General features: G+C 62.9%; 10 protein-coding genes and 1 tRNA gene. 9 read left to right on the forward strand and 2 right to left on the reverse strand.

The window, feature by feature from the left end:
- The first annotated feature begins 80 nt into the window (after positions 1–80).
- The gene (locus RLDS_RS54580) at positions 81–1,172 is read left to right on the forward strand and encodes an aromatic ring-hydroxylating dioxygenase subunit alpha (RefSeq protein WP_084514827.1); all 1,092 of its coding nucleotides are present in this window, start codon (positions 81–83) and stop codon (positions 1,170–1,172) included.
- 185 nt (positions 1,173–1,357) lie between these two features.
- On the opposite strand, the gene RLDS_RS42230 is transcribed toward RLDS_RS54580, so the two are convergent.
- Positions 1,358–2,584 carry an NAD(P)/FAD-dependent oxidoreductase gene (locus tag RLDS_RS42230; RefSeq protein WP_021226460.1) on the reverse strand — a complete coding sequence of 409 codons (1,227 nt, stop codon included), beginning with the start codon at positions 2,582–2,584 and terminating at the stop codon, positions 1,358–1,360.
- Positions 2,585–2,680: 96 nt separating this feature from the next.
- Positions 2,681–2,757, reverse strand: a tRNA-Met gene (locus tag RLDS_RS42235).
- A gap of 274 nt (positions 2,758–3,031) precedes the next feature.
- Between RLDS_RS42235 and RLDS_RS42240 the strand changes: the two genes are divergently transcribed.
- The 8 genes from RLDS_RS42240 to RLDS_RS42275 all read left to right on the forward strand — a co-directional run bounded on the left by RLDS_RS42240 (position 3,032) and on the right by RLDS_RS42275 (position 13,103).
- Positions 3,032–4,441 carry a circularly permuted type 2 ATP-grasp protein gene (locus RLDS_RS42240; RefSeq protein ID WP_031298311.1) on the forward strand — a complete coding sequence of 470 codons (1,410 nt, stop codon included), beginning with the start codon at positions 3,032–3,034 and terminating at the stop codon, positions 4,439–4,441.
- A gap of 4 nt (positions 4,442–4,445) precedes the next feature.
- On the forward strand, positions 4,446–5,378 hold the full coding sequence (locus RLDS_RS42245) for an alpha-E domain-containing protein (RefSeq protein ID WP_021226462.1): 933 nt from the start codon (positions 4,446–4,448) through the stop codon (positions 5,376–5,378).
- 19 nt (positions 5,379–5,397) lie between these two features.
- Positions 5,398–6,270 (forward strand): transglutaminase family protein, encoded by an 873-nt coding sequence (locus RLDS_RS42250; protein ID WP_021226463.1) that lies wholly within the window; start codon positions 5,398–5,400, stop codon positions 6,268–6,270.
- 76 nt (positions 6,271–6,346) lie between these two features.
- A complete protein-coding gene (locus tag RLDS_RS42255; RefSeq protein WP_031298313.1) occupies positions 6,347–7,084 on the forward strand; it encodes a peptidase in 738 nt (245 codons plus the stop codon).
- A 111-nt stretch (positions 7,085–7,195) separates the two neighbouring features.
- Positions 7,196–7,804, forward strand: a complete 609-nt coding sequence (locus RLDS_RS42260) for a TetR/AcrR family transcriptional regulator (RefSeq protein ID WP_021226465.1) — start codon at positions 7,196–7,198, stop codon at positions 7,802–7,804.
- A 374-nt stretch (positions 7,805–8,178) separates the two neighbouring features.
- A complete protein-coding gene (locus tag RLDS_RS42265; RefSeq protein ID WP_021226466.1) occupies positions 8,179–8,571 on the forward strand; it encodes a hypothetical protein in 393 nt (130 codons plus the stop codon).
- Entirely contained in the window at positions 8,568–9,830 is a 1,263-nt protein-coding gene (locus RLDS_RS42270; RefSeq protein WP_021226467.1) for an efflux RND transporter periplasmic adaptor subunit, read from the forward strand. The genes RLDS_RS42265 and RLDS_RS42270 overlap by 4 nt, the downstream gene beginning before the upstream one ends.
- 87 nt (positions 9,831–9,917) lie before the next feature.
- Positions 9,918–13,103 (forward strand): efflux RND transporter permease subunit, encoded by a 3,186-nt coding sequence (locus RLDS_RS42275; protein WP_021226468.1) that lies wholly within the window; start codon positions 9,918–9,920, stop codon positions 13,101–13,103.
- The last annotated feature ends 2 nt before the right edge of the window (positions 13,104–13,105 follow it).

Consider the following 13,105-nt stretch of genomic DNA (forward strand, 5'->3'; position numbering starts at 1 on the left):
TATTTCGCACTGTGAAGACTGCGGATCGAACGACCTGCCCTCGATCCGCGATCCGATAGCAAAATAAGAGAGGAGAGATCATGACCAACAGCGTAGCACCCAGAGCGGATGTCCCCAGCAAAGGGCCAGGAATTGCTGACCGAAACACGCCATTTTTACGCGATTACTGGTATGTGGCGGCATTTTCGGACGAGATTACCCGGACACCGATCCGCCGGACGATATTGGGCGAAGATATCCTGTTGTACCGCACGCAAGACGGCTTGCCCGTGGCCATGCAAAACCGGTGTCCGCATCGGTCTTTTCCTTTGCACAAGGGCTTCCTCAAGGGCGACCGCATCGTCTGCAACTATCACGGCATCGAATTCAATCCGGATGGGTCGTGCGGCCATGTGCCTTCTCTTGGAACTGCTCCTCCCGCCATTCGCCTCGATCGATACCCCCTGGAAGAAGACGGTCCCCTCACATGGATATGGATGGGCGACGCCTCTGCCCCGGACTATAGCCGACTCGTCCGGATGGAATGGTGCACATCCCCGCAATGGGCTTTTGTGAAAGGCGCCATGTATGTGAAGGCAAATTATCTCGGCCTTCATGAAAACCTGATGGACCTGACGCATTTCTTGTTCACGCATGGAAAATGGAACATCGTAAAGCCGGAACACATCCTGGATCGCCCTGTCCTCAAGGAACAGGACGACATGATCGTTCAGGAGGAGGTTCACGAAAATGCGGAGCCGCCTGCTGAGCGGATGGAGAAATTGGGAATGACCGGCCCGTTCACCATGTTTGTCAGTCAGACTGTCAAAATTCCGGGACTGCATCAAGGGCTGACCCGGACCACCGACAATTCAAATCCACCCAAACAAGATGTTCAGCATATCATTCATATATTGACGCCCGAAACCGCCAATACAATGCATTATCTCTGGGCGATTGCGTATGACGCCGTTCTTCACGACGACACGTTCGCCAACACAATGCAGCAAGTGGGCGCCGCAGTTTTTGAAGAAGACAAGGTCGTATTGGAGGATATCGAAGAAGTTTACAGGCGCGATCATCGCCCGGACTTTCGTGAAAAGATCATCAGGACGGATAAGGGCGGCATTCAGCTATTACGGATGTTCAGCAGAATGGCAGCGGCTGAGCAGGAATCCGCCCTCGTACCTTGATGAGGGTGCAATCGTTAATCGCAAAATCGCTCGTTCGGCAAAATAGCCGGTTCAGAATGGGTCCTGCTGCATCGGCTGTAGGACCCATTTTGTTAAGTACCGTCGGAATTTGCCAAATATTCATGTGGCTTGCAGCGTAGAGGCAGCAAGATTTTCGACATCGCCCCTGGACCGAAGGTCGCGCGTCAGGCCAGCCCCACTTCCTTTAGCGGAATGGTGGGGTCGGCCAGTTGTTCTTTATCCAGCGCCGCGCCGGACAGGACGTGGGCGCGGCCCTGCACATAATCCTTGACCGCATTGACGCAGTCGAGCGCGATCACCTTCCCGCCTTTCAGATAGACGACGGAAAAACTCCGGCTGTCGGGATCGCCGCGCACCACCACATCATCGAAGCCCGTAGAAAGACCGACCGTCTGAAGCTTCAAATCATATTGGTTCGACCAGAACCAGGGCACCGCATTATAGGGCTCGCCCGTTCCGACGATGTGCGAGACGGCGGTCTTCGCCTGGTCATTGGCGTTCTGCACCGATTCCAGCCGCATCGTCGCGCCCCCGGCAAATCGATTGGCGTGCGCGGCGCAATCGCCGATCGCATAGATGTCGGGCAGCGATGTGCGGCAATATTCATCGACGTCAACGCCATTGCCACCGGCCGCGCCCGCCGCGATCAGGGGGCCGGTTTCAGGCACGATGCCTATGCCCACGATCACCATGTCGGTTTCGATCCGCTCGCCATCAGCCATCAGCACGGCCGTGGCCTTGCCGTCAGCGACCTCGATGCAATCCATCCGCGCACCGGTGCGCAGGTCGACGCCATGGGCGCGATGCTCCGCTTCGTAAAAGCGCGACAGCGGCTCGCCCGCCACGCGCGCCAGCACACGGTCCAGCGCCTCGAGCAGCACGACCGTCTTGCCGAACTTGGTCAGCACGGCCGCCGCTTCCAGCCCGATATAACCGCCCCCGATGATGGTCACATGGCGGACGCTGTCCATCTTGGCCATCATCGCATCGACATCGGCGCGGCGTCGCACGGCATGAACGTTATCGGCTTCCGCGCCATTGCAGGTCAGCATGCGCGGGCTGCCGCCGGTGCACCAGATCAGCTTGTCATAGCCAATCTCCTTCCCCCCCACGGTCACGAACTTGCCCGCCGGATCGACGCTCTTCACCCGCTTGCCCAGCAGCATGTCGATATTGCGCTCTTCCCAGAAGGCGGCGGGGCGGATCAGGATACGCTCGAACGGCTTGTCGCCGGCGAAATATTCCTTGGACAGCGGGGGACGCTCATAAGGCGGGTCCTTTTCGTCGCCGATCATGCCGATCGACCCTTCAAACCCCGATTGCCGCAGCGAAATCGCCGCCTGGGCGCCGGCATGGCCCGCACCCACGATCAGAACGTCATAAAGGCTCATATGCCCGCAATCCTCTTCACCTTGCCGCCTTTTGCGGGGCTGATTGGCCCGCTTTGTCCGCGCTGGCAAGGAAGATATGCGAAAAAACGGGTGAAATGGTAGCGGAGGAGGGACTTGAACCCCCGACACGCGGATTATGATTCCGCTGCTCTAACCAGCTGAGCTACTCCGCCCCATGGGCATCGCGCGGCGCCATGGCCGACGGTGAGGCGGCGCTATACGCAGCGGCGGTCGACCGGTCAACGGGGCGCGCGAAAAATTTGGCCAGCACGCAATACGCTTCTCAAAATCCCGAGCAAAAACGAAGATAAACGACTTTTCCGCCATTTAGGGTCAACGCTCTGGCAACCTTTTTGCCGCTCGCCACTTTTGCCTTGCATTCACCACGGCGCGGCGCACTAATATTGCAATGCACAACCGGCCGCCGGCCGAGGGAGGATCGTCCACTTGCCCTTCCATGAGATGTTTGAGCCCGACGGGTCGATCCGCCCCTGTTATGACGAAGTGCAACAATGGGTGGACCGCACCGGCATCGCCGGGCTCAACCGACGCATGGACGAGGCGGAGGCGATTTTCCGGCGCATCGGCATCACCTTCGCCGTCTATGGCGAAGGCGGCGATCCCGAACGGCTCATCCCCTTCGACCTGCTGCCGCGCATCTTCACCGCCAATGAATGGCGCATATTGGACAAGGGCATCCGCCAGCGCGCCCGTGCATTGAACGCCTTCCTGCACGATGTCTATCATCGCGGCGAAATCGTGAAGGCGGGCATCATGCCGGCCGACATCATTTACAGGAACAGCGCCTATCTGGCCGAAATGGCCGACTTCACGCCGCCCGGCAAAGTTTACAGCCATATAGTGGGCATCGACATCGTGCGGACCGGGCCGGGCAGCTTCGAAGTGCTGGAGGATAATTGCCGCACGCCTTCGGGCGTGTCCTACATGCTCGAAAATCGCGAGATCATGACGCGCATGTTCCCCGAACTGTTTGCCCAGGGCGTGGTCGCGCCGGTCGACGATTATCCCGCCGAACTGCTCAAGAGCCTGAAGGAAGTCGCCCCACCCGCCTGCAAGGGTGACCCGGTCGTCGTGGTTCTGACGCCGGGATCGCTCAACAGCGCTTATTATGAGCATAGTTTCCTCGCCGATCTGATGGGCGTCGAGCTGGTCGAACCGGCGGACCTGTTCGTCGACGATGATCGCGTGTGGATGAAGACGACGCTGGGCCCGAAAGCGGTCGATGTCATCTACCGGCGGATCGACGACGAATATATCGACCCGCTGGTCTTTCGTCCCGACAGCCTGCTGGGCGTGCCCGGCATCTTCAACGTCTACCGCAATGGGGGCGTGACGCTGGCTTCGGCGCCAGGCTCCGGCATCGCCGACGACAAAGCGGTCTATATCTATGTACCGGAGATGATCCGCTTTTATTTGGGTGAAAAGCCGATCCTGGACAATATCCAGACCTGGCAGTGCGGCAAGCCGGACGAGCTGAAATATGTGCTGGACCATCTGCACGAACTTGTCGCCAAGGAAGTCCATGGATCGGGCGGCTATGGCATGTTGATCGGCCCCAAGGCGAGCCATGCCGAAGTGGAAGCCTATGCGGAGCGGATCAAGGCCAATCCGGGCGAGTTCATCGCCCAGCCCACGCTGGACCTGTCGACCGTCCCGACGCTCGGCCCGGCATCGGTCGTGGGCCGCCATGCCGACTTCCGCCCCTATTGCCTGGTCGGCAAGCAGATCCGCCTCGTGCCCGGCGGCCTCACCCGCGTCGCGCTGACCGAAGGGTCACTGGTGGTCAATTCCAGCCAGGGCGGCGGGGTCAAGGATACCTGGGTGCTGCAGGAATGATGCGATGCTGAGCCGGACCGCCGAAAATCTTTTCTGGATGGCGCGCTACATGGAACGCGCCGAAGCCACTGCGCGGCTGCTGACCATGGGGCAGCGCATGGCGATACTGCCGGGCGCGCATCATCGCGACGAATGGCGGTCGGTGGTGCGCGCGACGGGGGCGGAATATCGCTTTCCAGAAGGCTCGACCGTGACCGAGAGCGACGCCGTCGCCTATCTGATGCTGGACCTCGACAATGCCAGCTCGATCCGGTCCTGTTTGTTGAAGGCGCGCGCCAATGCCAAGTCCGCCCGCACCATGTTGACGCAGGATATGTGGGAAGCACTCAACGAGGGCTGGCGCAAGCTCGACAGCTATGACGTGGTTGAAGCGCGCCAACAGCTGCCCAGCCTGATCGACTGGGTCAAGACCCGCGTCATGACCTTTCGCGGCGCGGCCCATTCGGGCCAGTTGCGCAACGAAGGCCATGATTTCCTGCGCTGCGGATCGGCGCTGGAGCGGGCGCAGATGACGCTGCGCCTGCTCGACGTCAAATATTATGTCCTGCTGCCCGAAACCGAAGTCATCGGCGGCAATCGCGATCATTATCAATGGACCTCGGTGCTCTATGCACTGTCGGGCGCGCGCGCCTATCATCATGTCTATGGCGGCACCTATACCCCTTGGCAGATCACCGACTTCCTGATGCTCAATCGCCTGTTCCCGCGCAGCGTCGCCTATTGCTACGACCAGCTGGCCTACCGGCTCAATCGCCTGGCCGGCTGGCATGATGCCAAGGGGCCGTGTCACGACACGGTCAAGGACATGGTGGCGGGCCTGGAAAGCCAGGACAGCGGCGAAATCTTCCGACAGGGTCTGCATGAGACCGTGCAGCATGGCCTGATGGTGACGAACAGGCTGGGGGCAGAGATCGCCCAGACCTATCATTTCGGCTGATAGCGCGGATGACCCCATCATGAAGCTGATCGTCCGCCACCAGACCATCTACAGCTATGCCGCAGCCGCTGGCCGCGTCGCCATGCGGCTGAAGCTGATGCCGGTCGATACGCCCGCGCAGCGCGTGCTGGACTGGCAGGTATCCGTGAACGAGGAGCCGCTCACCAGCTTTCGCTCCAACAGCTATGGCGAAATGGAAGCGATCTGGGTGCGGCACGACCGGCTGGACCATGCCGTCATCGTGGCCGAAGGGCTGGTCGAAACCCAGGAGCGCCATGGCGTGCAGGGGCATCTGGGCAGCAAGGTCGATCCGCGCTATTTCCTGCGCGACACCCGCCTTACCCGCCCGTCCGAGGCGATAGCGGCAATGGCCAGGTCCTTGCCGGCCGACGGCACTCCGCTTGGGACTCTGCATGCGCTATCGGCCGCGGTCAGCGACGCCATTCACTATCGCGCCGGCGTCACCACCGCCGACACATGCGCGGCCGACGCCTTCGCGCTGGGCGCAGGCGTGTGCCAGGACCATGCGCAGGTCTTCATCGCCGCCGCCCGCACGATCGGCATGCCGGCCCGCTATGTCACAGGCTATCTGCTCGCGGGCGAAGGCGACACGCTGCACGAAACCCATGGCTGGGCGGAGGCTTGGCTTCCGGACCTGGGCTGGATCGGCTTTGACCCGTCCAATCGCGTCTGCGTCACCGAACGCTATCTGCGCGTCGCCAGCGGCCTGGACGCCGACGACGCCGCGCCGATCCGCGGATCGGTGACGGTCACGGGCGACATCTGGATCGACGCCGACGTGCGCATCGCGCAGGCGCACGAGGGCGTGGAGGAACGGCAATTGCAGCGGCAACAGCAACAAAGCACACCCCCACCCCAAGCAGCAGGTTGAAAATGGCGGTCGCACGTCGGATGGAGGGTCCGACGATTCGTCGATCGGGTCAATTGCATCGGGAGGCCGGGGGGCCGTGACTTATTGTGTGGCCGTGCGCGTCGACCAGGGGCTGGTGATGCTGTCCGACACCCGCACCAATGCGGGCATGGACAATATCGCACGCTTTCGGAAGAGCTTTACCTATCATGTGCCCGGCGAGCGGGCGATCACCCTGCTATGTTCGGGCAATCTGTCGATCACCCAGGGGGTGAAGTCGATGCTGAGCAAGGCGATTAAGGAATCGGCCTTCGACCCCGATGTCGAAACCATCCTCAATTGCGACACCATGTATCGCGTGGCGCAGATTGTCGGCGCGGCGATGCAGGCGATGCAGCAGCGCTATCGCGAAAATATTGAAATGGGCGGATCGGGCGCCAGCGCGTCGATCATGATCGCGGGCCAGCGCCGGGGCGGCAAGCCGCGCCTCTACCTCGTCTATTCGGCCGGCAATTTCATCGAGGCGACCGAAGACACGCCCTTCTTCCAGATTGGCGAGCATAAATATGGCAAGCCGATTCTCGACCGGATCATCGCCCGCGAAACCAGCCTGGAGGACGCGACCAAGGCGGTGCTGGTGTCGATGGATTCGACGCTGCGCTCCAACCTGTCGGTCGGCATGCCGCTGGATCTGGTCGTCATCCCGACCGACATGTTCGATTTTCGCGTCCGCACCCGCATCGAAGCGGATAATGAGGAATTCGCCCGCATATCGCAAAGCTGGAGCGCCGCCCTGCGCAAGGGATTTGAGGATCTGCCCAACGTGCTGGGCTGACGCCGCCGGCCCTGACGACATATTTCGACAGCAAAAGCGACAGGTCGAAGCCATTTGCCCGAAGCCCGCGGCACTGGACATCTTGGTCAGACGACCTATATACCGATCGGTATGGAAACGGTGACACAAAGCGGGAGGGGCAGACCACGGGAGTTTGATCCCGAAGAAGCGCTGTCGGCTGCGTTGCAGGTGTTCTGGCGTCGCGGCTATGAAGGGGCGTCGCTGGCCGAACTCACCGAGGCCATGGGCATCACCAAGCCCAGCCTTTATGCCTGTTTCGGCAACAAGGAAGCGCTCTTTCGCAAGGCGCTCGACCTCTACGAGCGCGACAAGCTGTGCTATATGAAATCCGCGCTGGATGCGCCGACGTCGCGGGACGTGGCCGAGCGGTTGTTGCGCGGATCCCTGGCGATCCAGACCAACAGCACCGATCCCAAGGGGTGCATGGGCGTCATCAGCGCGGTGGGCGGCACTGCCCATTCCGAATGTATTCGCGACGAAATCCTGGCCCGGCGGGCCTCATCGGACCGTGCGCTGGTCGCGCGGCTGCAACGCGCGCGGGATGAAGGCGACCTGCCCGACCATGTCGATCCGGCTGCTCTGGCCTGTTATCTGTCGACGGTGTTGCAGGGCATGGCCGTGCAGGCCGGCGCGGGTGTCGCGGTCGAACGACTGGAAGCACTGATCGACACCACCTTGTCGATGTGGCCGGGACGCTGAGGTCCGCTCCCATGCCGCATCGCAAATAAAATACCTACCGGTACAGAAAAGCCTCTTGACCGGACAGCTCCGGTTAATATATACCGCCTGGTATAGAAGGAACTGGGCGCTGGCCCGGGGAGGTCAATCTTGAACAGCATTCCCATCATCATCCGCTGTCGCTGACGGCGGGCTAGTGGCGCGCATCGGGTCCGCCCGGTCGCACCATTTTCATCATCACAGCCTGTTCCCCTGACGTGCAGCCGCGCGGTCAGACGGGACGGTCTGCGCAAAATTCGGGCGCAAGCCGCGGGACGCTACCAGCGTGATTCCCGGGATAAGGCCGCGCGTCCGCTTCAGGCAGGTTCTCAACAGGGACAGGAAGGAGCATCCTCATGGCTTTCCTTGATTTCAGCCAACCCATGGCCGGCCCCGCTCCGGTCGCGTCAACAGCGCAAGCGGTTGCCGGCCCCACCGACTTCACCCCGCAAGAATGGCAGATCGTCGCGCTGGCCCGCACCGATGGCCTACGGTCACTGCAGGGACCGGGGCGCTTCGTCCGCCTGCGCCGCTGGATTTTCGGCGAAGACACCAATTTGACGCTCGCCAGCGAAAGGCTGGAGGCGCTGCGCCGCCTGGCCGTCGAAGCCTGGCACCGCGGCTATGCCGTATCGCTCTCTGCCCTGGCCGCCTTCCGCGCGGCCGGCTTTTCCACCGCGCAGCTGGAACTGCTGCTCGCCACCATCAGCGCGGGCCGTCATGCCCGCCCACGCCGGAGTTTTGCATGAACCAGATGACCAAAATCACGACGGACGGCGCGCACGATGCAACTTCGCATGGGCCGCGCCGGCACTGGTCGCGCCGTCAGGGAGGGATCGCCGCAATCGCGCTGGTAGTGGCGCTGGGCGGCGTGTGGAAGCTGGTCGACAAACCGCAAGCGCAGGCGCAGGCGGCGCAGATCGCCACGGTGGGCATATCCGCGCCGCTGCAACGCGCCGTGACGCAATGGGACGACTATGTCGGCCGCTTCGCCCCCAGCCAGACCGTCGACATTCGCCCGCGCGTGTCGGGCGCCGTGACCGCCATTCATTTTCAGGACGGCGATTATGTGCGCGAGGGCCAGCTGCTCTTCACCATCGACCAGCGTCCGTTCCGCGCCGCGCTGGCCGAAGCCCGGGCAAGCGTCGCATCAGCGCGCAGCGCGCTGCTGCTGGCGCAGAATGACTATGCCCGCGTCCAGCGCCTGACCGGCGACGAAGCGGTTTCCGCAAGCGAAGTCGATGCCCTGCGTTCCCGGTTGCAGGCGGCCCAGGCGGAGCTGGCGGGCGCGCAGGCGCGCGAACGCAGCCGCGCGCTCGACGTCGAATTTACGCAGGTTCGCGCGCCCATTTCCGGCCGCGTGTCGGATCGCCGCGTCGATATCGGCAATCTGGTGTCGGGGGCGGAGGGCAATGGTGCGACTCTGTTGACCACGATCAACAAGCTCGATCCCATTTACTTCAATTTCGACGCGTCCGAAGCGCTTTACCTCAAGTCGCAGCGGGATCAGGCCGATGGTGGCCTGGTCGAGGTGCGATTGCAGCATGAGGCCGATTATCGCCACAAGGGCAGGCTCGACTTTACCGACAATGGCCTTGATCCGCGATCCGGCACCATCCGCATTCGCGCGGTCTTTGCCAATCCCGACAATTTCCTGACGCCGGGCCTGTTCGGCAATATGCGCCTTGCCAATGGCGGGAAGGCGAACGCCCTGCTGGTGCCGGACGCAGCGATCCAATCCGATCAGGCGCGCAAGACGGTGCTGGTCGTGGGCAAGGATGACAGCGTTGCCGCCAAGCCCGTCGAATTGGGACCCGTTGTCGATGGGCTGCGCATCATCCGCAGCGGCCTTGACCCGCAAGACCGCGTCGTCATCACCAATGTTCAGGCGGCCATGCCCGGCGCCAAGGTCGCGACCCGGCCTGCGACGATCCGGCCTGCGCCGGCGCCCGTGACCCCTGTCGACAGCGTGGCCCCGGCCGCTGCGCAGGCGACGTTCGCCCGATAAGCGTCCGTAACTGCCCGATATTCCAAAGCCCGTGATCCGGCCCCGCCGGATCGCGCGGCATCCCTTTCGCTCGCAAAGGACGATCCGATGCGCTTTTCCCGTTTCTTCATCGACCGGCCGATCTTCGCCGCCGTGATCGCGGTGGTCATCACCGTGGTCGGCGCGCTGGCCTTCATCGGCCTGCCGGTCAGCCAATATCCCGACATCGTGCCGCCCACCGTGACGGTGTCCGCCCAATATCCCGGCGCATCGGCCGAAACGGTTGCATCGACCGTCGCTGCCCCGATCGAGCAGGAAATAAACGGCGTCGACGACATGCTGTACCAGAGCAGCCAGTCGACCGGCGATGGCAAGGTGACGATCACCGTCACCTTCAAGATCGGCACGGACCTCGACGCCGCGCAGGTGCTGATGCAAAACCGCGTCGCGGTTGCCGTGCCGCGCCTGCCCGAAGAGGTGCAGCGGTTGGGCGTCGTCACGCGCAAGACTACGCCCGAATTCCTGATGGTCGTGAACCTGCAATCGCCCGACGGCACGTTCGATCGCAATTACCTGTCCAACTACGCGCTGACGCAGGTGCGCGACCGGCTGGCGCGGCTGGACGGCGTGGGCGATGTGCAATTGTTCGGGTCACGCGATTATGCGATGCGCATCTGGATCGACCCGGACCGGGCCGCCGCGCTGGACCTGACCGCGGGCGAGATCGTGTCGGCGCTGCGCGCGCAAAATGTGCAGGTGTCCGCGGGGTCAATCGGCCAGCCGCCCTACGACCGGGGCGAAGCCTTCCAGATCGGTGTCGAAATGCAGGGCCGGCTCAAGACGCCCGAGCAATTTTCCGACATCGTCATCCGCAGCGACGCCGACGGGCGACAAGTGCGCGTGCGCGACGTCGCCCGCGTCGAACTGGGCGCGCAGGATTATGGCATCAACACCTATCTGTCGAACAAGCCCACCGTCGTCATCGCGGTGATGCAGCGGCCCGGCTCCAACGCGCTCGACGCGGCGGAAAAGGTGCAGGCGGAAATGGATCAGCTGTCGCAGCGCTTCCCCAAGGGGCTGGAATATAGCGTCATCTACAATCCCACCGAATTTATCAGCCAGTCGATCGACGCCGTCTATCACACGCTGATCGAAGCGGTGCTGCTGGTGGTGCTGGTGATCCTCGTCTTCCTGCAGAACTGGCGCGCGGCGATCATTCCGATCATCGCCATTCCGGTATCGCTGATCGGAACCGCGACGATCCTGGCGGGGCTGGGCTATAGCCTCAACAACCTGTCGCTGTTCGGGCTGGTGCTGGCGATCGGCATCGTCGTCGACGACGCCATCGTCGTGGTCGAAAATGTCGAGCGCAATATCGAAAACGGCCTGTCGCCGCTGGAGGCCGCGCGCCTGTCCATGGACGAAGTGTCGACCGCGCTGATCGCGATCGTGCTGGTGCTGTGCGCGGTGTTCGTGCCGACGCTGTTCATCACCGGCATTTCAGGCGCCTTCTATCAGCAGTTCGCCGTCACCATCTCGACCGCGACGGTCATCTCGCTGATCCTCTCGCTCACTTTGTCGCCGGCGGCCGCCGCGCTGCTGCTCAAACCTAAACATGGCCCCCGCGACCGCAGCGGCGATCCGGTCTGGCGGCAGAAACTGGGCCAGGGCGCTGACGCGTTCAATCGCGGGTTCGACCGGATGAGCGCGGGCTATGGCCGGCTAACCCGCTTCCTGGTCGCACGGCCCAAGAAGATGCTGCTGACCTATGCGGGCCTGATCGCCGCCACCATCGCCCTGTTCTGGGTGACGCCCGGCGGTTTCATCCCGGCGCAGGATCAGGGCTATTTCCTGGCCGTCGTCCAGCTGCCTTCGGGCGCGTCGCTGGAGCGCACGGACAAGGTGACGCGCGAGGTCGCGGAGAAGATCCTGCCGATCAAGGGCCTGCGCGGCGCGGTGATGTTCGCCGGCTTCCATGGCCCGTCGCAGACGCAGGCCCCCAACAGCGCCGCCATCTATTTCCCGTTCAACAGCTTTGCCGAGCGGGAGAAGGAAGGCGTCACCTATGCGGGCATCATGGAGCAGGCGAACAAGGCTGTCGCGGGCTATGACAAGGCGCGCATCCTGCTAGTCCCCCCGCCGCTCATCCAGGGCATCGGGTCCGCCGGCGGCTATCGCATGATGCTGGAGGACCGGGAGGGGCGCGGCTATGCCGACCTCAACAAACAGGCCAATGACCTGATTGCCAAGGCGAACCAGTCGCCCAGCCTGTCGATGGTCTACACATTGTTCGACGTCGGTACCCCGCGCGTCTATGCCGATGTCGATCGCCGCAAGGCCGACCTGCTGGGCGTGCCGCCCGAACGCATCTTCGAAGCGATGCAGGTCTATCTCGGCTCCGCCTTCGTCAACGATTTCAATCTGCTCGGCCGCACCTATCGCGTCACCGCGCAGGCCGATGCGGACCATCGCGGATCAGTGGCGGATATCGCGAACCTCAAGACCCGCTCCAACAGCGGGCAGATGGTGCCGATCGGGTCTGTCGCGACTTTCGAGGACAAGACCGGTCCCTATCGCGTGGTGCGCTACAATCTGATGCCCGCGGTGGAAATCGATGGCGACACGGCGCCGGGCTATTCGTCGGGCCAGTCGCTCATGACGATGGAGAAGCTCGCGGCACAAGCGCCGTCCGGCTATGGCGCGGAATGGACGGGCGTCGCCTTCCAGCAGAAGAGCGCGGGCAATACCGCAGGCCTCGTCTTTGGCATGGCGGTGTTCTTCGTCTTCCTAGTGCTGGCGGCGCAATATGAAAGCCTGACGCTGCCGCTGTCGATCATCCTGATCGTGCCGATGTGTCTGTTCGCGGCCATGCTGGGCGTGAACCTGCGGGGGATGGACAATAATATCCTGACGCAAATCGGCCTGGTCGTGCTGATCGCGCTGGCGGCAAAGAACGCCATCCTGGTGGTCGAATTCGCCAAACAGGCGGAGGAAGACCAGGGCCTGTCGCCCATCGAGGCGGCAGTTCAGGCGGCGCAGACCCGGTTGCGGCCGATCCTGATGACCAGCTTCGCCTTCATCCTGGGGGCGGTGCCGCTGGTGATCGCGAGCGGCGCGGGCGCGGAATTGCGCCAGGCGCTCGGCACGGCGGTCTTCTTCGGGATGACCGGCGTCACGGCCTTCGGCCTGCTCTTCACCCCCACCTTCTATGTCGTGTGCCGCGCGCTGGGCGATCGTTTCGCCCGTCGCCGGCCCGGGCAGGCGGACGCCAGCGCAATCCAGCCCGCCGAATGAGG

The sequence above is a fragment of the Sphingobium lactosutens DS20 genome (assembly GCF_000445105.1).
Taxonomy (GTDB): Bacteria; Pseudomonadota; Alphaproteobacteria; order Sphingomonadales; family Sphingomonadaceae; genus Sphingobium; species Sphingobium lactosutens.

Excerpts from the sequence above, each read along its gene's own strand:
- RLDS_RS42260 (WP_021226465.1), top strand. The coding sequence starts at position 7,196 with ATGGAAACGGTGACACAAAGCGGGAGGGGCAGACCACGGGAGTTTGAT.
- RLDS_RS42265 (WP_021226466.1), top strand. The coding sequence starts at position 8,179 with ATGGCTTTCCTTGATTTCAGCCAACCCATGGCCGGCCCCGCTCCGGTC.
- RLDS_RS42270 (WP_021226467.1), top strand. The coding sequence starts at position 8,568 with ATGAACCAGATGACCAAAATCACGACGGACGGCGCGCACGATGCAACT.
- RLDS_RS42245 (WP_021226462.1), top strand. The coding sequence starts at position 4,446 with ATGCTGAGCCGGACCGCCGAAAATCTTTTCTGGATGGCGCGCTACATG.
- RLDS_RS54580 (WP_084514827.1), top strand. The coding sequence starts at position 81 with ATGACCAACAGCGTAGCACCCAGAGCGGATGTCCCCAGCAAAGGGCCA.
- RLDS_RS42230 (WP_021226460.1), bottom strand. The coding sequence starts at position 2,584 with ATGAGCCTTTATGACGTTCTGATCGTGGGTGCGGGCCATGCCGGCGCC.
- RLDS_RS42275 (WP_021226468.1), top strand. The coding sequence starts at position 9,918 with ATGCGCTTTTCCCGTTTCTTCATCGACCGGCCGATCTTCGCCGCCGTG.
- RLDS_RS42250 (WP_021226463.1), top strand. The coding sequence starts at position 5,398 with ATGAAGCTGATCGTCCGCCACCAGACCATCTACAGCTATGCCGCAGCC.